16 protein-coding genes and 2 pseudogenes are annotated in these 17809 nt (G+C 72.6%); 14 read left to right on the forward strand and 4 right to left on the reverse strand.

Annotated elements, in window-relative coordinates:
* Window positions 1-32 precede the first annotated feature (32 nt).
* A pseudogene (locus ACGF3J_RS13140) lies at window positions 33-995 on the reverse strand (ArsR family transcriptional regulator); the annotation flags it as partial.
* Between the two features lie 93 nt (window positions 996-1088).
* Here ACGF3J_RS13140 and ACGF3J_RS13145 point away from each other — a divergent pair.
* The 3 genes from ACGF3J_RS13145 (at window position 1089) to ACGF3J_RS13155 (ending at window position 5215) form a co-directional block, all read left to right on the forward strand.
* Window positions 1089-2300, forward strand: a complete 1212-nt coding sequence (locus ACGF3J_RS13145) for an MFS transporter (RefSeq protein ID WP_161329574.1) — start codon at window positions 1089-1091, stop codon at window positions 2298-2300.
* Window positions 2301-2457: 157 nt separating this feature from the next.
* On the forward strand, window positions 2458-3576 hold the full coding sequence (locus ACGF3J_RS13150; RefSeq protein ID WP_237552590.1) for a PP2C family protein-serine/threonine phosphatase: 1119 nt from the start codon (window positions 2458-2460) through the stop codon (window positions 3574-3576).
* 85 nt (window positions 3577-3661) lie between these two features.
* The gene (locus ACGF3J_RS13155) at window positions 3662-5215 is read left to right on the forward strand and encodes an MFS transporter (RefSeq protein ID WP_161329597.1); all 1554 of its coding nucleotides are present in this window, start codon (window positions 3662-3664) and stop codon (window positions 5213-5215) included.
* 16 nt (window positions 5216-5231) lie between these two features.
* Here ACGF3J_RS13155 and ACGF3J_RS13160 read toward each other — a convergent pair whose 3' ends face one another.
* Window positions 5232-6383, reverse strand: a complete 1152-nt coding sequence (locus ACGF3J_RS13160) for an RNA polymerase sigma factor (RefSeq protein ID WP_161329599.1) — start codon at window positions 6381-6383, stop codon at window positions 5232-5234.
* 8 nt (window positions 6384-6391) lie between these two features.
* Window positions 6392-6799, reverse strand: a complete 408-nt coding sequence (locus ACGF3J_RS13165) for a YciI family protein (RefSeq protein WP_161329575.1) — start codon at window positions 6797-6799, stop codon at window positions 6392-6394.
* Window positions 6800-7124: 325 nt separating this feature from the next.
* Here ACGF3J_RS13165 and ACGF3J_RS13170 point away from each other — a divergent pair, with 325 nt between their 5' ends.
* From ACGF3J_RS13170 to lysA, 11 genes and pseudogenes are all read left to right on the forward strand, one after another.
* Window positions 7125-8117 (forward strand): ATP-binding cassette domain-containing protein, encoded by a 993-nt coding sequence (locus ACGF3J_RS13170; RefSeq protein WP_393854180.1) that lies wholly within the window; start codon window positions 7125-7127, stop codon window positions 8115-8117.
* Complete coding sequence (locus tag ACGF3J_RS13175; RefSeq protein ID WP_393854130.1) at window positions 8114-8902, forward strand: ABC transporter permease; 789 nt, start codon at window positions 8114-8116, stop codon at window positions 8900-8902. The genes ACGF3J_RS13170 and ACGF3J_RS13175 overlap by 4 nt, the downstream gene beginning before the upstream one ends.
* Window positions 8903-9072: 170 nt before the next feature.
* Window positions 9073-9549 (forward strand): annotated as a pseudogene (locus ACGF3J_RS13180) (hypothetical protein); the annotation flags it as partial.
* Between the two features lie 337 nt (window positions 9550-9886).
* Complete coding sequence (gene kdpF / locus ACGF3J_RS13185; RefSeq protein WP_018533641.1) at window positions 9887-9976, forward strand: K(+)-transporting ATPase subunit F; 90 nt, start codon at window positions 9887-9889, stop codon at window positions 9974-9976.
* A gap of 7 nt (window positions 9977-9983) precedes the next feature.
* Complete coding sequence (gene kdpA, locus ACGF3J_RS13190) at window positions 9984-11648, forward strand: potassium-transporting ATPase subunit KdpA (RefSeq protein ID WP_161329577.1); 1665 nt, start codon at window positions 9984-9986, stop codon at window positions 11646-11648.
* Window positions 11649-11713: 65 nt separating this feature from the next.
* Window positions 11714-13813 (forward strand): potassium-transporting ATPase subunit KdpB, encoded by a 2100-nt coding sequence (kdpB, locus tag ACGF3J_RS13195; protein WP_161329601.1) that lies wholly within the window; start codon window positions 11714-11716, stop codon window positions 13811-13813.
* 5 nt (window positions 13814-13818) lie between these two features.
* Window positions 13819-14490, forward strand: coding sequence for a potassium-transporting ATPase subunit C (locus ACGF3J_RS13200; protein WP_161329578.1), 672 nt, complete (start codon window positions 13819-13821; stop codon window positions 14488-14490).
* Between the two features lie 124 nt (window positions 14491-14614).
* Window positions 14615-15295 (forward strand): response regulator, encoded by a 681-nt coding sequence (locus ACGF3J_RS13205; RefSeq protein ID WP_161329579.1) that lies wholly within the window; start codon window positions 14615-14617, stop codon window positions 15293-15295.
* A 23-nt stretch (window positions 15296-15318) separates the two neighbouring features.
* Window positions 15319-15495 carry a hypothetical protein gene (locus ACGF3J_RS13210; RefSeq protein ID WP_161329580.1) on the forward strand — a complete coding sequence of 59 codons (177 nt, stop codon included), beginning with the start codon at window positions 15319-15321 and terminating at the stop codon, window positions 15493-15495.
* 207 nt (window positions 15496-15702) lie between these two features.
* A complete protein-coding gene (locus ACGF3J_RS13215; protein ID WP_161329581.1) occupies window positions 15703-16077 on the forward strand; it encodes an SAV_915 family protein in 375 nt (124 codons plus the stop codon).
* The gene (gene lysA / locus ACGF3J_RS13220) at window positions 16074-17408 is read left to right on the forward strand and encodes a diaminopimelate decarboxylase (protein WP_393854131.1); all 1335 of its coding nucleotides are present in this window, start codon (window positions 16074-16076) and stop codon (window positions 17406-17408) included. The genes ACGF3J_RS13215 and lysA overlap by 4 nt, the downstream gene beginning before the upstream one ends.
* A 75-nt stretch (window positions 17409-17483) precedes the next feature.
* On the opposite strand, the gene ACGF3J_RS13225 is transcribed toward lysA, so the two are convergent.
* Window positions 17484-17639: a DUF6131 family protein gene (locus ACGF3J_RS13225; RefSeq protein ID WP_122619779.1), complete on the reverse strand. Its 156-nt coding sequence runs from the start codon at window positions 17637-17639 to the stop codon at window positions 17484-17486.
* Between the last annotated feature and the right edge of the window lie 170 nt (window positions 17640-17809).

Raw genomic sequence — 17809 nt, forward strand, 5'->3', positions numbered from 1 at the left:
GCATCCCCGGCCGCCGCCTCGGCGGGCAGGTCCCCGGCCGCCGCCTCGACCAGCACCTCCCCGGCCGCCGTCCGTGAGTACAGCACCGACCGGCCCGCCCGGCGGCGTTCCACCAGGCCGGCGTCCAGCAGCACCCGCAGATGCCGGCCGACCGAGCCGAGGGCCTGTCCGGTCACCCCCACCAGCTGGCTGGTGCTCATCGGGGAGCCCAGCAGGACCAGCACACCCGCGCGGGCCGGGCCGAGCAGCGCGCCGAGCGCCGCGGGGACGGTCCGCGCACCGTCGTCCGCGAGGGCACCCGTGCACGGGTAGACCACCGCGTACCGCTCCGGTTCCTCCCACGCCACCCAGCCCTGCCGCTGCGGGGTGACGGGCACCAGGACCAGCTCGGCCCCGGACAGGTCGCGCGGCGGGTACGGGTTCAGGTTGATCTGGAGGCGGCTGTCGCCGAGCCAGCGGGTGCCGGGCCGCAGCGCGTCGAGCACCGCCGCCCAGCCGCCCCGGCTGACCCGCGCCGTCCGCGCGACGACGTCCGCCTCCAGGACACGACGGCGCCGCTCCCAGTCCGGCCGTACCGACTCGGCCCAGACGTGCTCCAGCAGCGCGGCGGCGCGCTCGGGCAGGTCGTCCCGGTCCAGGGCTGCGGGCAGCACGCCCCCGAGGGACACGGCCAGATCGGCGCGGGCCACCTCGGGGCGGGTCGCCCGGACGCGTGCGACGCCCTCCTCGAAGGTCTCGCCCTCGCGCGGGGTGGGCGTGAGGAAGTCGGCGATCCACTCCCGGCCGAGGCCCGAACGGACCAGCAGCGCCGTCACGGGATCGTCCGCCAGCCGGCGCCGGTACGCGGGCAGCCGGGCGTCGAGCCAGGCCCGTTCGCCCGGGTGCGCGGCCGCCCCGGCGTGCAGCAGCTTCAGGCACGCGAAGGTCTCGGCCAAGGGCGAGACGACGAAACGGCTGCGCGCGAGGGTGTCGGCGTTGATCTGCCACCAGCCCATATGGCCCCTCCCACCGACTGTTCCCGCCGCCGACGTTTCGCACGGACGCGAAAGAGTAACGGCCGGTCACCGCGGCGGCCCAGACTCCCCCGCATGCCGGACAACCGCCGCACGAGCTACGCGGACCTCTTCCGCACCCCCGAGTTCAGCCCCCTCTTCCTCTCCTCCTCGGCCAACATCGCCGCCCAGACGGTGAGCGGACTGGCGCTCGGCACCCTGGTGTTCCGTGCGACGGGATCGCCGCTGCTGTCCGCGGTGAGCATGTTCGGCCCGGCACTGGCCCAGGTGCTGGGCGCCACCCTGTTCCTCTCCGGCGCCGACCGGCTCGCCCCGCGCACCACACTGGCGGCGCTCTCCCTGGTCTTCGCCGCCGCCACCGCCGCCCTCGCGCTGCCCGGCCTGCCCGTCTGGGCGATGCTCGCCATCGTCCTCGTCGAGGGACTGATCGCCTCCCTCGGCGGCGGCGTCCGCTGGGGCCTGCTGACCGAGATCCTCACCAAGGACGGCTACCTGACGGGGCGTTCGCTCTTCAACATGATGAGCGGCGTCGTGCAGATCGCCGGATACGCGGCCGGCGGCGTCCTGGTGGCCCTGCTGTCCCCGCGCCTGTGCCTGCTGCTCGCGGCCGGTCTGTACGCCACGGCGGCGGCCCTCGCGCTGCGGCTGACCCGCCGTCCGCCGCGCGCCACCGGCCGCCCCTCGGTACGCGCCACCTGGCGCGCCAACGCCCTGCTCTGGTCCGCCCGGCCGCGCCGCCACGTGCTGCTCGCCCTGTGGATCCCCAACGGCCTCGTCGTCGGCTGCGAGTCGCTGTACGTCTCCTACGACCCCCGCGCGGCCGGCACGCTGTTCGCCTGCGCCGCGCTGGGCATGCTCGCGGGGGACGTGACGGTCGGCCGGCTGCTCCCGGCCCGGCTGCGCCCGCGGCTCGGCGTCCCGCTGCTGGTGCTGCTGGCCGCGCCGTACCTCGCCCTGTTCCTGCACCCGCCGCTGCCGGTGACGGCCGCACTGGTCGCGCTGGCCTCCGTGGGCTTCGGCGCGAGCCTGGTGCAGCAGGAGCGCCTGGTCGCCCTGACCCCCGACGAACTCTCCGGGCACGTCCTCGGACTGCACTCCGCCGGGATGCTCACCCTCCAGGGCGTCTCCGCGACGCTGGCCGGCACGGTCGCCCAGTTCACCTCCCCGGCGACGGCGATGACCGTGCTGGCGGCGGGCTCGCTCACGGTGACCCTCGCGCTGACGGTGGCGAGCCGGCGCGGCGCGGCCGACGGGGGACTGCTGCCGAGGCCGGCCCGGGCGGCGTGAGCAGCCGTAACCGCGGGGAGGCCACTCGGCCTCGATCTGGTTAAGGCCCCCTGGGACAGTCCTGTGCGGCAGGACCTTTGCATAGTCTAAAGACTGGGTAGGGGCGCCTGAGGACAGGGAGAGGGCGGCTCTTGAGCGCCGTGCCACCGGAGTAGTCATGATCGTGAAGATGCCGTCGTCCGCCTCCGCGGCGCTGGCCTGGATGCCCCTCGCCGCCATGGCCGTCGTCGCCGTCGTGGACGTCACCGCCGGGCCCGGAGTGGGGTTCCTGCCACTGGTGTCGCTGGGACCGGCCTTCGCGGGGCTGGTCGGCGGCTGGCGGCGTACGGCGGTGATCGGGCTGGTCGCGCTGCTCCTGTGCGTGGGCCTCGGCGCCTACAACGACCTCCTCGACCGGCCCCGCGGCTACACCGCCATGGCGTCCGTCGCCGGCGTCACCGGCGCCGGTATCGCGGCGGCCGTGATGCGCTCGCGCCGGGAGGCGGAACTGGCCAGCGTCCGCTCGATCGCGGAGGTGGCCCAGCGGGTCCTGCTGCGCCCGGTACCGCTGACCGCGGGCCCGCTGCAGGCCGCCGTCTCGTACACCTCGGCGCTCGCCGAGGCCCGGATCGGCGGCGACCTGTACGAGGTGGTCGCCTCGCCGCACGGCGTCCGGGTGATCGTCGGCGACGTGCAGGGCAAGGGGCTGGACGCGGTGGAGACCGCTGCCCGCGTCCTCGGCGCCTTCCGGGAGGCGGCGTACGACGAGAGGGACCTGGTCGAGCTGGGCGAGCGGCTGGAACGCAGCGTCGCCCGCGACCTGGACGACGAGAAGTTCGTGACCGCGATACTCGCCGAGATCGGCGACGACCACCGGGTCGTCCTCCTCAACTACGGCCACCCGGCGCCGATGCTCGTCCGCGCCGACGGCACCGCCGACTTCCCGCAGCCGCCCGCCTACGCCCTCCCCCTGGGCCTGGCCGCACACGGCGGCCCCGGCCCGGACCCCTTCCCGGTGCCCTTCGGACCCGGCGACCAGCTGCTCCTCCACACCGACGGCGTCACCGAGGCCCGGGACGAGCGGGGCGGCTTCTACCCGCTCGCCGAGCGCGCCCACCTGCTGGACGACCCCGACGTGCACCGCGCCCTGGACGCCCTGCGCGAGGACCTCGTGCGGCACGCGGCGGGACCGCACCACGACGACGCGGCGATGCTGCTGCTGCGGTACCAGGGGCTCCAGGACCACCAAGGGAACGAAGGCTCCGGATGCGCCGCCGGGAGGCCCGGCGCAGACTGACCGGGTGAGCGGAACGCACACGAAGCGGGACCCGGACGCGCTCGGTGCCGGTCGCGCCGCCTCCCAGTCGCTGGCCCTGGCCGCGATGATGTTCGCGGTGGCGATGACCTTCATCGACCAGACCATCGTGTCGATCGCGGCCCCCGACATCGTCTCCGAACTCGGGCTCTCCTCCACCGGCATGCAGTGGGTCATCAACGCCTACCTGCTCTCCCTGGCCGCGTTCTTCGCCCTCGGCGGCCGGCTGGCCGACCTGTGGGGTCCGCGCCGGGTCGTTGTGGCGGGCACCCTGATCTTCGTCATCTCGTCGGTGCTGTGCGGCTGCGTGCCCTCCGGGGACTACGCGCTGACCTGGCTGATCATCTTCCGGGCCACCCAGGGCCTGGGCGCCGCGCTGCTCTTCCCGGCCGCGCTCGCCGTGGTCGTCGCGGTGTTCCCGGTGGAGCACCGGGGGCGCGCGCTCGCCCTCTTCTTCGGCATCACCGGCGCCCTCACCGCCGTGGGACCGCTGCTCGGCGGCTGGCTGATGGCCTGGACCTGGCGGGCGATCTTCTGGGTCAACGTCCCCGTCGCGATCATCGCGCTGATCCTGACGGTGCTGGCCCACATCCCCGACCGCCGCCGCGCGGAGACCCTGGACGTGAAGGGCGCCCTGCTGATCGTCGCCGGCATGGGCCTGAGCGTGCTCGGCTTCCAGCAGGCGGCCGCGTGGGGCTGGGACTCCGTGGCGACCTGGGCCTGCATCGTGGGCGGCCTGGCGATCCTGTACGTCTTCTGCCGCTACGAACTCCGCGCCCCCGGCCGCCCCTTGGTCAACCTCGCCGTCTTCCGCGACCGCGCCTTCACCGTGGACGCGCTGGTGCTCTTCTTCGCGATGCTGGCCTTCGTCCCGGTGTTCTTCTTCGCCTCGGTCTACGCCCAGGTCTCGCTGAGCGCCTCGCCCAACCAGGCCGCGCTGTACCTGCTGTACTTCTTCGCCGGGTTCGCCATCGCCTCCCAGTGGGGCGGCCGCATCCTCGACAAGCGGGGGGCGCGTCCGGCGCTGCGGATCGGGTGCGCGCTCGGCGCCGTCGGCTTCGCGCTGTGGGCGGGGAAACTGACGGACCTCTCGATGCACGACCAGTGGCCGTACGTCGCCCTGGCCGGTGCGGGCATCGGCTTCGTCCTGGCCCCCGCGTCGACGGACGCCGTCAACCGCGCGATCGACGCCTCGTACGGCGAGGTCACCGGCATCACCCAGACCGTCCGCAACTACGCGGCCAGCGTCGGCCTGGCCGTCTTCGGCACCATGCTGACGCACACCATGACCGACAACGTCGAGCAGACCCTGCGGGAGCGCGGCGTGGCACCGGACACCGAGCGCACCGTGGCCAGGCAGGTCACGGAGACGGTCACGGGCAACGCGGACGCCCGCGTACCCACCGGCGACGGCCCCGTCGCCACCGCGACACGGGACGCCATGTCCGCCGTACGCCTCGACTTCGCCGAGGCCAACCAGTGGGTCTTCTACGGCATGGCGGTCGTCCTCGCCATCGGGTACTTCTGCGCCCTGCGGCATCCCGGCGGCCGGGCCCCCGACGCCAACCAGCCCGAGGAGGGCGGGCGTCGAGCCGGACCGGCGTCCCGCTCGGAGTCGTAGCCGGCCGCCCTCGGGGCTAACTTCCCGGCGGGCGCGTGGCGTTGAGCCGGGCCGCACGGCGTGTCAGGTGGTCGCGCTCGGCGAGGTTGTCGGCCTTGAGGGCCGCCTCGGCGTACAGCCGGGCCGCCTTCGCCGGGTCGCCGTCCCGCTCGTGCAGGTACGCCGCCGCCGCCGTGTACCGGGGCAGCGAGGAGTCCACCGCCGCGAGCGCCGCCAGACCCGCCCGCGCACCGTCGGCCTCACCGACGGCCACCGCGCGGTTGAGCCGGACCACGGGGCTGTCGGTCAGGCGGGCCAACTCGTCGTACCACTCCACGATCTGCACCCAGTCCGTCTCCTCGGCGGTGGGCGCGTCGGCGTGCAGGGCGGCGACGGCCGCCTGGGCCTGGAACTCGCCCAGCCGGTCGCGGGCCAGCGCCGCCTGGAGGATCGCCACGCCCTCGGCGATCGACGCGGTGTCCCACCGGCCGCGGTCCTGCTCGGCGAGCGGCACAAGGCTGCCGTCGGGCCCGGTCCGCGCGGCGCGGCGCGCGTGGTGGAGCAGCATCAGCGCCAGCAGCCCCGCCACCTCGGGATGGTCGACGGCGGCCGCGAGCTGCCGGGTGAGCCGGATGGCCTCGGCGGCGAGGTCGACGTCGCCCGAGTAGCCCTCGTTGAACACCAGGTAGAGCACCCGCAGCACGGTCGCCACGTCGCCGGGCCGGTCGAACCGCACGCCGGAGACGGTGCGTTTGGCGCGGCTGATGCGCTGCGCCATGGTCGCCTCCGGCACCAGGTAGGCGCGGGCGATCTGACGGGTGGTGAGCCCGCCGACGGCGCGCAGGGTGAGCGCGACTGCCGACGACGGCGTCAACGAGGGGTGGGCGCACAGGAAGTAGAGCTGAAGCGTGTCGTCCACCGAGGACGCGGGGCCGGGCGCCGGCTCCTCGTCCACCCGGTCCTCGCGCCGGCGGCGGGCCGTGTCCGACCGGGTCGCGTCGAGGAACCGCCGCCAGGACACGGCGACCAGCCAGCCCTTCGGATCCCGCGGCGGGTCGTCCGGCCAGGCCCGGACCGCCTCCGTCAGGGCGTCCTGGACCGCGTCCTCGGCCGCCGCGAAGTCCGCTCCGCGGCGCACGAGGATGCCGAGCACGCTCGGCGTGAGGCTCCTCAGCAGGACCTCGTCCATCTCCCGGGTCACTCCGTGACGGTGGGCGGCTCGACCAGGAACGGGCGCAGCTCCAGCCACTCGTGGATCGGCTTCCCGCCCGCGCCGGGGGCGGCCGACAGCTCACCGGCCAGCTCGACGGCGCGCTCGTAGCTGTCGACGTCGATGATCATCCAGCCGGCGATGAGGTCCTTGGTCTCGGCGAACGGGCCGTCCGTGACCGGAGGGCGGCCCTCACCGTCGTACCGGACGAAGGTGCCCTCGGGGGCGAGCGCCTGACCGTCGACGAATTCGCCGGTCTTCTCCAGACGGTCCGCGAAGTCCCGCATGTACTGCACGTGCGCCGAGATCTCCTCGGGCGTCCACTGGTCCATCGGCACGTCGTTCACGGCGGCCGGGGCGCCCCGGTAGTGCTTGAGCAGCAGGTACTTGGCCATGGTGCGTCTCCTCGGTGCTGGTGCGGTCCATTGTGGCCGCGTTCACCCCGGGGACGGAGCGGGACCCGTGTTCTCGACATCGCCGTACGGAATTCCTCAGGGAATTTTTTTCCCGCTCCCGCCGGTGCTCCGACCTGCGCTTTCGCAATCCTGGCGCTGATTGGCGTCGCGTGGTGCCAGTAGGCGCCACTTGTTCCCTTGCATGTGGTGCCACAGTGGTGCCATGATGACGTCATCGACTTCAGCGGTACGTCGGAACCCACCGCACTTCTCGTCCCCAGTCACTCCAGCCTTCGAACGGGAGGGCCCCGTGCCTTCGACTGTCATGCCCACATCCGGCCAGGGTGCCGGCCCCGCGCCCGCCGCGATCTCCGCCGTCGGCCTGCGCAAGTCCTTCGGTGACAAGGTCGTCCTGGACGGCATCGACCTGCGCATCCCGGCCGGGTCGGTGTTCGCGCTGCTCGGGCCGAACGGGGCGGGAAAGACCACCGCCGTCAAGATCCTGTCCACCCTGATCACCGCCGACGGCGGCCAGGCCCAGGTCGGCGGCCACGACCTCGGCACCGACCCGCAGGCCGTGCGCGCCGCGATCGGCGTCACCGGTCAGTTCTCCGCCGTGGACGGGCTGATCACCGGCGAGGAGAACATGCTCCTGATGGCGGACCTGAACCACCTGTCCAAGGCCGAGGGGCGGCGGGTCGCCGCCGAACTGCTGGAGCGCTTCGACCTCGTCGAGGCCGCGAAGAAGCCCGCCTCCACCTACTCAGGCGGCATGAAGCGCCGCCTGGACATCGCCATGACCCTGGTGGGCAACCCGCGCATCATCTTCCTCGACGAGCCCACCACCGGCCTCGACCCCCGCTCCCGGCACAACATGTGGCGGATCATCCGCGCACTCGTCAACGGCGGCACCACCGTCTTCCTCACCACCCAGTACCTGGAGGAGGCCGACGAACTCGCCGACCGCATCGCCGTCCTCAACGACGGCCGGATCGCCGCCGAGGGCAGCGCCGACGAGCTCAAGCGCCTCATCCCGGGCGGCCACGTCCGCCTCCGCTTCACCGACCCCGCCGCCTACCGCGACGCCGCCGACGCCCTCCCCGACGCCGCCCGCGACGACGAGGCGCTCACCCTCCAGATCCCCAGCGACGGCAGCCAGCGCGAGCTGCGCACCGTCCTGGACCGGCTCGACGGGGCCGGCATCGAGGCCGACGAACTGACCGTGCACACCCCCGACCTCGACGACGTCTTCTTCGCCCTCACCGGCTCCACCACCGTCCCCGCCCAGGCCGACCAGTCCAAGGAGACCGTCCGATGAGCACCCTCGCCCTCACTCTGCGCGACTCGTCCACCATGCTCCGGCGGAACCTGCTGCACGCCCGCCGCTACCCGTCCCTCACCCTGAACCTGCTGCTCACCCCGGTCATGCTGCTCCTGCTCTTCGTCTACATCTTCGGCGACGTGATGAGCGCGGGCATGGGCGGCGGCGCGGACCGCGACGCCTACGTCGCCTACCTCGTCCCCGGGCTGATCCTGATGACCATCGGCAGCACCACGATCGGTACGGCCGTCTCCGTCTCCAACGACATGACCGAGGGCATCATCGCCCGCTTCCGCACCATGGCGATCCACCGCGGCTCGGTCCTCGTCGGGCACGTCATCGGCAGCGTGCTCCAGTCCATCCTGAGCGTCGTCTTCGTCGGCGTCGTCGCCCTCGCGATCGGGTTCCGTTCCACCGACGCCACGGCCCTGGAGTGGCTCGCCGCGTTCGGACTGGTGGCGGCCTTCTCCGTCGCCCTCACCTGGATCGCCGTCGGCATGGGCCTGATCAGCCCCAACGCCGAGGCCGCCAGCAACAACGCGCTGCCGCTGATCTTCCTGCCGCTCATCTCCAGCACCTTCGTGCCGATCGACGCGATGCCGGGCTGGTTCCAGCCGATCGCCGAGTACCAGCCCTTCACCCCGGCCATCGAGACCCTGCGCGGCCTGCTGCTCGGCACCGAGATCGGCCACAACGGATGGCTGGCCCTCGTCTGGTGCGTGGCGCTCACCGTGCTCGGCTACTTCTGGTCGAAGTCGGTCTTCGACCGCGACCCGAGGTAGTGCCGGAGCGGCCCCCGCTCCACCGTCCCAGGGCGGCGCACCCCGACACCGTGTCGGGGTGCGCCGCCTTTCTGGTGGCACAGCTGACGCCATAAAGGACTCGCACTGGCACCATGCGTGTGCCATAGTGGTGCCAACAAGGTGCACGGAATCTACAGGGGGGTCGGGCCATGGAATCGGTGACGGTGACGGTGACCGCGGACAGAGCGCCCGACCGGCCGCGGGAGCGGCCCGGTGCCCTCGCCGCCTTCGCCCGCTTCGTCCTGTGCGGCGGCGGGGTGGGACTGGCCTCCAGTGCCGCCGTGGCGGCCCTCGCCGCCTGGCTTCCCTGGGCCCTGGCCAACGCCGTGATCACCGTGGTCTCGACGCTCCTCGCCACCGAGCTGCACGCCCGCTTCACCTTCGGCGCCGGCGGGCGCGCGACCTGGCGCCAGCACACGCAGTCCGCCGGATCGGCGGCGGCCGCCTACGCGGCGACCTGCGCGGCGATGCTCGCCCTGCACCAGCTGGTGGCGGCGCCCGGCGCGGTCCTGGAGCAGATCGTCTACCTGTCCGCCTCCGCACTCGCCGGCGTCGCGCGCTTCGCCGTACTGCGCCTCGTCGTCTTCGCCCGTCGCGGTGCCGTCCCGCCGCCGGCCGGCGACCCCGGGGCCAGGGAGCGCCGGGCGCCCTCGGCCTGCCGGTACCAGAGGTGCGGGTCGGCGACGAGCGTCGCGGGGCCTGCCGCGACCCGGCGCGGGCGCGTCGCGGCGGCGTCCCGTGCCGCCCGTGGCAGGCACGCCATCAGGGAAGCGTCAAAGCCGTTCCGGTCGCCGTATGGAAGCCATCAACGGCGACCGGATCGGGCCGGGAAGGAGCTTTCCTCGATGTGTCAGTTCCCTGCCCGAACCTCTTAGGAGTTGCGATGGCCGACGTGGCCTTCGTCGTCACCACGATCGCGGTGTTCGCGTTGGTGGCTCTCGTCGCCAAGGGGGTGACGAAGCTGTGACCGCCGAGAACATCGTCGGCCTGGTCGTGGCCGTCGCCCTCCTGGGTTACCTCGTCCTCGCCCTGATCTACCCGGAGAGGTTCTGAGCACCACATGAGCCCCGTCCTCGCCGGCGTCCTCCAGCTGCTCGCGCTCGTCGCCGCGCTGGCGCTCGCCTACATACCCCTCGGCAACCACATGGCCCGGGTCTACTCGTCCGACAAGCACTGGCGCGTCGAGAAGTGGATCTACAAGGGCATCGGTGCCGACCCCGACCGGGAGATGCGCTGGCCCGCGTACCTGCGCGGCGTCCTCGCCTTCTCCCTCGCCGGCGTCCTCTTCCTCTACCTGCTCCAGCGGCTCCAGGGCGTCCTCCCCGGCTCCCTCGGCTTCGCGTCGATCGACCCGGACCAGGCGTTCAACACCGCCGTGTCCTTCGTGACCAACACCAACTGGCAGTCGTACTACGGCGAACAGGCCATGGGCCACGTCGTGCAGACCGCCGGCCTCGCCGTGCAGAACTTCGTCTCCGCCGCCGTCGGCATGGCCGTCGCCGTCGCCCTGGTGCGCGGCTTCGCCCGGTCCCGCACCGGTGAGCTGGGCAACTTCTGGGCGGACCTGGTGCGCGGTGTCGTCCGCGTCCTGGTGCCGATCGCCGCGGTCGCCGCCGTCGTCCTGGTCGCCTGCGGGGCCATCCAGAACTTCTCCGGCATCCACGAGGTCGGCCAGTTCCTCGGCGACCCCCAGCAGTGGAACGGCGGCGCGGTCGCCTCCCAGGAGGCCATCAAGGAGCTGGGCACCAACGGCGGCGGCTACTTCAACGCCAACTCCGCCCACCCCTTCGAGAACCCGACGCCCTTCTCGAACCTCTTCGAGATCTTCCTGATCCTGCTCATCCCGTTCTCCCTGACCCGGACCTTCGGCCTCATGGTCGGCTCGGTCCGCCAGGGCTACGCGATCCTCGGCACGATGGCCGCCATCTGGCTCGGCTTCACCGCCCTGATGATGTGGACCGAGTTCGCCCACCACGGACCCGCCCCGGAACTCGCGGGCGCGTCGATGGAGGGCAAGGAACTCCGCTTCGGCGTGGGCGCCTCGTCGATCTTCGCGGTGTCGACCACGCTGACCTCCACGGGCGCGGTGGACTCCTTCCACTCCTCGTTCACCGGACTCGGCGGCGGCATCACCATGCTCGGCATGATGCTGGGCGAGATCGCGCCCGGCGGCACCGGCTCCGGCCTCTACGGGATGCTGATCATGGCGGTCATCGCGGTGTTCATCGCCGGTCTGATGGTCGGCCGCACCCCCGAGTACCTGGGCAAGAAGATCGGCACCCGCGAGATCAAGTTCGCGGCCTGCTACATCCTCATCACGCCCGCCCTGGTGCTGGTCCTCACCGCCGCCGCCATGGCCCTGCCGACCCCGGGCAACTCGATGACCAACAGCGGGGCGCACGGATTCTCCGAGATCCTCTACGCCTACACCTCGGCCTCGAACAACAACGGCTCCGCCTTCGCCGGCCTGAACGCCGACACCCAGTGGTTCAACAGCACCCTCGGGCTGGCGATGCTGCTCGGCCGCTTCCTGCCGATGGTGTTCGTCCTGGCGCTCGCCGGCTCCCTCGCCCAGCAGAAGCCCGTACCCGCCTCCGCGGGCACCCTGCGCACCGAGAAACCGCTGTTCACCGGCCTGCTCGTCGGCGCCATCCTGATCATCACCGGTCTGACCTACTTCCCGGCGCTCGCCCTGGGCCCGCTCGCCGAAGGGCTGGCGGCATGAACACCGGCACCCCTGCCCACCACACCGACTCCCAGCGGCCCGACCCGCAGAAGCACGAGGACGCCATGTCCACAGCCACCCCGACCAGGGCGCCGCACAGCGACGCGCCCACCGGGCACACACCGGAGGAAGGCCGCGTCGGCGCGGGCCTGTTCGACCCCGGGCAGCTCGTCAGGTCGCTGCCCGACGCCTTCCGCAAGCTGGACCCGCGCGTGATGGTGAAGTCGCCCGTCATGTTCGTCGTCCTCGTCGGTTCCGTCCTGACGACCGTCTTCTCCTTCGCCGACCCCGGCGACTGGTTCGGCTGGACCATCAGCGCCTGGCTCTGGCTCACCGTGATCTTCGCCAACCTCGCGGAGGCCGTCGCCGAGGGCCGAGGCAAGGCGCAGGCCGACACCCTGCGCAGGGCCAAGACCGACACCGTCGCCCGCCGCCTGACGGACGGGCGCGAGGAGCAGGTGCCCGGCACCGGGCTGCGCGTCGGCGACCTCGTGGTCTGCGAGGCCGGCGACGTCATCCCCGGTGACGGCGACGTCGCCGAGGGCGTCGCCTCGGTGGACGAGTCGGCGATCACCGGCGAGTCCGCGCCCGTCATCCGCGAGTCCGGCGGCGACCGGTCCGCGGTCACCGGCGGCACCAAGGTGCTCTCCGACCGGATCGTCGTCCGGATCACGACGAAGCCGGGGGAGACCTTCATCGACCGGATGATCAACCTGGTGGAGGGCGCGGCCCGGCAGAAGACGCCGAACGAGATCGCGCTGAACATCCTGCTGGCCTCGCTGACCGTCGTCTTCCTGCTGGCCTGCGCCACCCTGCCGCCCCTCGCCGGCTACGCGGGCACCGACCTGACGATGGTCGTGCTGGTGGCGCTGCTGGTCTGCCTCATCCCGACCACCATCGGCGCCCTGCTCTCCGCGATCGGCATCGCGGGCATGGACCGCCTCGTGCAGCGCAACGTCCTGGCCATGTCGGGCCGCGCCGTCGAGGCCGCCGGCGACGTCTCCACCCTGCTGCTGGACAAGACCGGCACCATCACCCTCGGCAACCGGCAGGCCGCCGAGTTCGTGCCGGTCGGCGGCGCCACCGAGGCCCGGCTGGCGGACGCCGCCCAGCTCTCCTCGCTGGCCGACGAGACGCCCGAGGGCCGCTCCGTCGTCGTCCTGGCCAAGGAGCGGTACGGGCTGCGCGAGCGCGACCGGGGCGAGCTGGTGGGCGCGGAGTGGATCGAGTTCACCGCCCAGACCCGGATGTCCGGCGTGGACGTCGACGGCCGCAAGGTCCGCAAGGGCGCGGCCGGTTCGGTCACCGCCTGGGTCCGCGAACGCGGCGGCACGGTCGCCGAGGGCGCCGGCGAGGCCGCCGACCGCATCTCCGCGGCGGGCGGCACCCCGCTGCTGGTCGCCGTGGAGGACGGCGACGGCGCCCGCGTCCTCGGGGTGATCCACCTGAAGGACGTGGTCAAGCAGGGCATGCGGGAGCGGTTCGAGGAGCTGCGGCGCATGGGCATCAAGACCGTCATGATCACCGGTGACAACCCGCTGACCGCCAAGGCGATCGCCGAAGAGGCGGGCGTCGACGACTTCCTCGCGGAGGCCACGCCCGAGGACAAGATGGCCCTGATCAAGCGGGAGCAGGCCGGCGGCAAACTGGTCGCGATGACCGGCGACGGCACCAACGACGCGCCCGCGCTCGCGCAGGCCGACGTCGGAGTCGCGATGAACACGGGCACGTCGGCCGCCAAGGAGGCCGGCAACATGGTCGACCTCGACTCCAACCCGACCAAGCTCATCGAGATCGTCGAGATCGGCAAGCAACTCCTCATCACCCGCGGCGCCCTGACGACGTTCTCCATCGCCAACGACGTCGCCAAGTACTTCGCGATCATCCCGGCGCTGTTCGCGGCCGTCTACCCGGGCCTCGACAAGCTCAACATCATGCAGCTGTCCTCGCCGGACTCCGCGATCCTGTCCGCGGTGATCTTCAACGCGCTGGTCATCGTCGCGCTGGTGCCGCTCGCCCTCAAGGGCGTCCGCTACCGGCCGGTCAGCGCCGACCGGCTGCTCCGCCGAAACCTCGCCGTGTACGGCCTCGGCGGGCTGATCGCGCCCTTCATCGGCATCAAGGCCATCGACCTGCTCATCTCCCTCATCCCCGGGATCGGCTGACCGCCATGAACACCTCCCTCACCAACACCGCCCGGCTGCTCGGCGCGGGCCTGCGCGCCCTGCTCGTGCTGACCCTCGTCACCGGCGTCATCTACCCGCTGGCCGTCACCGGCGTCGCCCAGGGACTCTTCGCCGGCAAGGCGAACGGCTCCGAGACCGAGTCGCACGGCAAGGTCGTCGGCTCGTCCCTGATCGGCCAGGCGTACAACCTGCCGCTCAAGAAGGGCCAGGAGACCCCGGAGCCCGACCTCAAGTGGTTCCAGGGACGCCCGCAGAACGGCCTCGGCAGCAACAGCGTCAACACCCAGTACAAGCTCATCCTGTCCGGCGCCACCAACCGCTCCGCCGACAACGCCGAGCTGGTCCAGTGGGTCAAGGACGCCAAGGCCGCCGTCGTCAAGGACAACTCCGTGCCCGGCCACCCGGTCAACCCCTCGGACGTGCCCGCGGACGCCGTCACCTCCTCCGGCTCCGGCCTCGACCCGGCCATCTCCCCGCAGTACGCCGACCTCCAGGTCCACCGCGTCGCCGAGAGGAACGGCCTGCCCGCCGACCGGGTCCGGAAGCTGGTCGACGAGCACACCGAGGGCCGCACCCTCGGCTTCATGGGCGAGCCCCGCGTGAACGTGCTCGAACTCAACATCGCCCTCAAGGACCTCGCGGCGGCCGACCACTGATGGCGTTACGCGTACGCCGTCGGAGCCGGCTGCCCGGAACCCTCCCCGGGCAGCCGGCTCCCCCCGCACCGGACTCCGGCGCTCCGGCCTCTCTTCCCCCGCACGACAGGAAAGGGGCACAACGATGACCCGGGTGCTGGTCGTGGAGGACGACCCCCAGCTCGTCCGCGCACTCGTCCTCAACATGCGGGCCCGCCGCTACGGTGTGGACGCGGCGCCCGACGGCACCACGGCCCTGCGCCTGGCCCAGGCACGCCGGCCCGACGTCGTCGTCCTGGACCTCGGGCTGCCGGACATGGACGGCGTCCACGTCATCAGGACGCTGCGCGGCTGGACCCGCGTGCCGATCCTGGTGCTCTCGGCCCGCAGGGCTTCCGGCGAGAAGGTCGCCGCGCTCGACGCGGGCGCCGACGACTACATCACCAAGCCCTTCAGCATGGACGAACTCCTGGCCCGCCTGCGCGCCGCCGTCCGCCGCACCGAGACGGACCCCGTCGCCGAGACGACGCTGGTCACCACGGACGACTTCACCGTCGACCTGACCGCGAAGAAGGTCCGCCGCTCCGGCCGCGACATCCGCCTCACCCCGACGGAATGGCATCTGCTGGAGATCCTGGTCACCCACCCCGGCCGCCTCATCAGCCAGAAGCACCTGCTGCGCGAGGTCTGGGGCGAGACCCACGGCAACAAGACCAACTACCTGCGGGTCTACATGGCCCAACTGCGCCGCAAACTCGAGACCGATCCCTCCCACCCCCGCTACCTCGTCACCGAGGCCGGGATGGGCTACCGCTTCGAGGGGTGAGCGACTCCGTGAGGTTCCCGTCCATGAGGTTCCCGCTCCCCGCCGGCGACCGCGGCATGAAGCGCCTCTTCCACGCCCTCCTGGCCGCCGCGGCGGCCGTGTTCGCCGTCGGCCTCGTCACCGACGCGTTGTGGCTGCTCGGGATCGGCGCGTGGACGCTGATCGCGGCGCTGCTGGTCGAGCTGGTCCACCGGCCCTGAACCCCGGTGCGTCAGCGTCCCGTCAACATCGCCCGGGTCGCCGTCAGCGTCCCGTCAGGGACCGCCCCGGACGCGGGGCCACCGGGCATAGCGTCGATGACGAGCCCCGGCCCGCCTCCCCGTGGTCCGGGGCCCGGCCCCACCCCATCCACTCCACCCACCCACCCCACTCCAGCCCGCGCACGGCGCGGACTCCGGGAGGACCCGATGGCACAACTCCTGTACGGCGAGGACCCCGAGCCCCTCGAACTGTTCCCGGCCGGACCCCTGTACGTCCCGGTCCGGCCGGGCCCCTCCGGATGCACCACCCGGCTCTTCCGCACGCCGCTGGGCCGCCGCACGGCGGTGGCCTTCACCTCCGAGCGCAGGCTCGTCGCCACCCTCGGACCCGGCCAGGCGTGGATCCGCCTCGCCGAGCCCGCGCTGCGCGCGCTGACCGCGCCGCTCGGCGTCACCCGCGTCACGCTCGACCCGCAGTTCGCGGCTCCGGCAGCCGCCCCGGCAGCCGCGCCGGCCGGCGCCTTGGCCGTACGGCCGCCCGTCCCCGCACTGCGGCCGGCTGAGAGGGGTTGCCCGGCATGACCACCGTCCGCGTACCCGCGGCCCGCGCCGCCCGCGCCGACCTCTCGGTCTGGCCCGCGTCCACCACCGACCCCGCGCACGGCGACCTCTCCGTGGGCGGCGTCCCCCTCATGCGGATCGCCGACCGCTTCGGCACCCCGGTCTACGTCCTCGACGAGGCCGAGGTCCGCGAACGCTGCCGGACCTACGGGCACGCCTTCCCCGACGCCGAGATCCACTACGCGGCCAAGGCGTTCCTGTGCCGGGCCATGGCCCACTGGATGGACGAGGAGGGCCTCGGCCTGGACGTCTGCTCCGCCGGCGAACTGGAACTCGCCGTCACCACCGGCTTCCCGCCCGAGCGCATCGTCCTGCACGGCAACGCCAAGTCGCCGCGCGACCTCGACGCCGCCCTGCGCCTTGGCGTGGGCCGCATCGTCATCGACTCGCCGTCGGAGATCGCACGCCTGGCCGCCGCCGTGGGCCCCGACGGCCACCAGAAGGTGATGGTCCGTGTGATCCCCGGCATCGGCGCGGGCGGCCACGAGAAGATCCGGACCGGCACGGACGACCAGAAGTTCGGCCTGTCGATCTCCGACGGCTACGCGCAGCACGCCATCGCCCGCATACTCGACCAGCCGCAGCTGCGGCTCACGGGCCTGCACTGCCACCTGGGCTCCCAGATCACCGGCGTCAAGCCGTACCTGGTCGCCGTACGCCGCATGGTCGGCCTGATGATGCGGCTGCACGAGCAGCACGGCCTGGTCCTTCCCGAACTCGACCTCGGGGGCGGCCACGGCATCGCCTACCGCCCCGGCGAGCAGGCCCTGGACCTGACGACCCTGGCCCACCGGGTCCGCGCGGAACTGTCCGACGCGTGCGCCACGGCCGGCCTCCCCGTCCCCCGCCTGATCATCGAACCGGGGCGGGCCATCGCGGGCCCCGCGGGCATCGCCCTCTACCGCGTCCTGACCGTCAAGCACACCGGTGCCAAGGTCTTCGTGGCGGTGGACGGCGGAATGAGCGACAACCCCCGCCCGGCGCTGTACGGCGTCCGCTACGCCCCTGTGCTGGCCGGCCGCCACAGCACGGCGCCCCCGGCCAGGGTGACCGTGGTGGGCCGCCACTGCGAGGCGGGCGACGTGCTCGCCGCCGACGTGCAACTCCCCGGCGACGTACACCCCGGCGACCTGCTCGCCGTGCCCGTGGCCGGCGCGTACCACCTCTCCATGGCGTCGGCCTACAACCTCGTCGGCCGCCCCCCGGTCGCCGCGGTACGCGACGGCCACGCCCGGCTCCTGGTCCGACGGGAGTCGTTGGAGGACATCAGGGGCCGCGACGTGGGTCTGTGATGCGCCGTGTCCGCGCTGCGGTACGCCGACGGGGGCCGGGGACGACCCCGGCCCCCGTCGGGGCGTGTGCCAAGCCTAGAAATAATGCTTTCGGCCGCCCACGGCCCGCCCGGTCGCCCCGAGGATCCACAGGACCGCACCGACCACGATGAGGATTCCGCCGACCGTGGTCAGCAGTCCGACGCCGACAAGCAGGCCGATGATGAGCAGAATGAGCCCAATGAGAATCATTGCGAATCCGATCTGTCGAGTCTCCACGAGGCCCCGGGCCTCCTGACGGAAGGTCCGTGGAGCCGCTCGTTCGTCCATCTCGATACGGTGGAGGTTGTCTAGCGTTGCTCCCTCCGTGTGCCCGCCGATGACGGGCACATGCCCCGGAGAACGCACCGGGCCGGGAGAGG

Source organism: Streptomyces sp. NPDC048171 (genome assembly GCF_043202655.1).
GTDB lineage: Bacteria > Actinomycetota > Actinomycetes > Streptomycetales > Streptomycetaceae > Streptomyces.

Bases quoted from the DNA above. Each gene is read 5' to 3' on its own strand.
- ACGF3J_RS13145 (WP_161329574.1), top strand. From the start codon at position 1,089: ATGCCGGACAACCGCCGCACGAGCTACGCGGACCTCTTCCGCACCCCC.
- ACGF3J_RS13150 (WP_237552590.1), top strand. From the start codon at position 2,458: ATGATCGTGAAGATGCCGTCGTCCGCCTCCGCGGCGCTGGCCTGGATG.
- ACGF3J_RS13155 (WP_161329597.1), top strand. From the start codon at position 3,662: ATGATGTTCGCGGTGGCGATGACCTTCATCGACCAGACCATCGTGTCG.
- ACGF3J_RS13160 (WP_161329599.1), bottom strand. From the start codon at position 6,383: ATGGACGAGGTCCTGCTGAGGAGCCTCACGCCGAGCGTGCTCGGCATC.
- ACGF3J_RS13165 (WP_161329575.1), bottom strand. From the start codon at position 6,799: ATGGCCAAGTACCTGCTGCTCAAGCACTACCGGGGCGCCCCGGCCGCC.
- ACGF3J_RS13170 (WP_393854180.1), top strand. From the start codon at position 7,125: ATGCCCACATCCGGCCAGGGTGCCGGCCCCGCGCCCGCCGCGATCTCC.
- ACGF3J_RS13175 (WP_393854130.1), top strand. From the start codon at position 8,114: ATGAGCACCCTCGCCCTCACTCTGCGCGACTCGTCCACCATGCTCCGG.
- kdpA (WP_161329577.1), top strand. From the start codon at position 9,984: ATGAGCCCCGTCCTCGCCGGCGTCCTCCAGCTGCTCGCGCTCGTCGCC.
- kdpB (WP_161329601.1), top strand. From the start codon at position 11,714: ATGTCCACAGCCACCCCGACCAGGGCGCCGCACAGCGACGCGCCCACC.
- ACGF3J_RS13200 (WP_161329578.1), top strand. From the start codon at position 13,819: ATGAACACCTCCCTCACCAACACCGCCCGGCTGCTCGGCGCGGGCCTG.
- ACGF3J_RS13205 (WP_161329579.1), top strand. From the start codon at position 14,615: ATGACCCGGGTGCTGGTCGTGGAGGACGACCCCCAGCTCGTCCGCGCA.
- ACGF3J_RS13210 (WP_161329580.1), top strand. From the start codon at position 15,319: ATGAGGTTCCCGCTCCCCGCCGGCGACCGCGGCATGAAGCGCCTCTTC.
- ACGF3J_RS13215 (WP_161329581.1), top strand. From the start codon at position 15,703: ATGGCACAACTCCTGTACGGCGAGGACCCCGAGCCCCTCGAACTGTTC.
- lysA (WP_393854131.1), top strand. From the start codon at position 16,074: ATGACCACCGTCCGCGTACCCGCGGCCCGCGCCGCCCGCGCCGACCTC.
- ACGF3J_RS13225 (WP_122619779.1), bottom strand. From the start codon at position 17,639: ATGATTCTCATTGGGCTCATTCTGCTCATCATCGGCCTGCTTGTCGGC.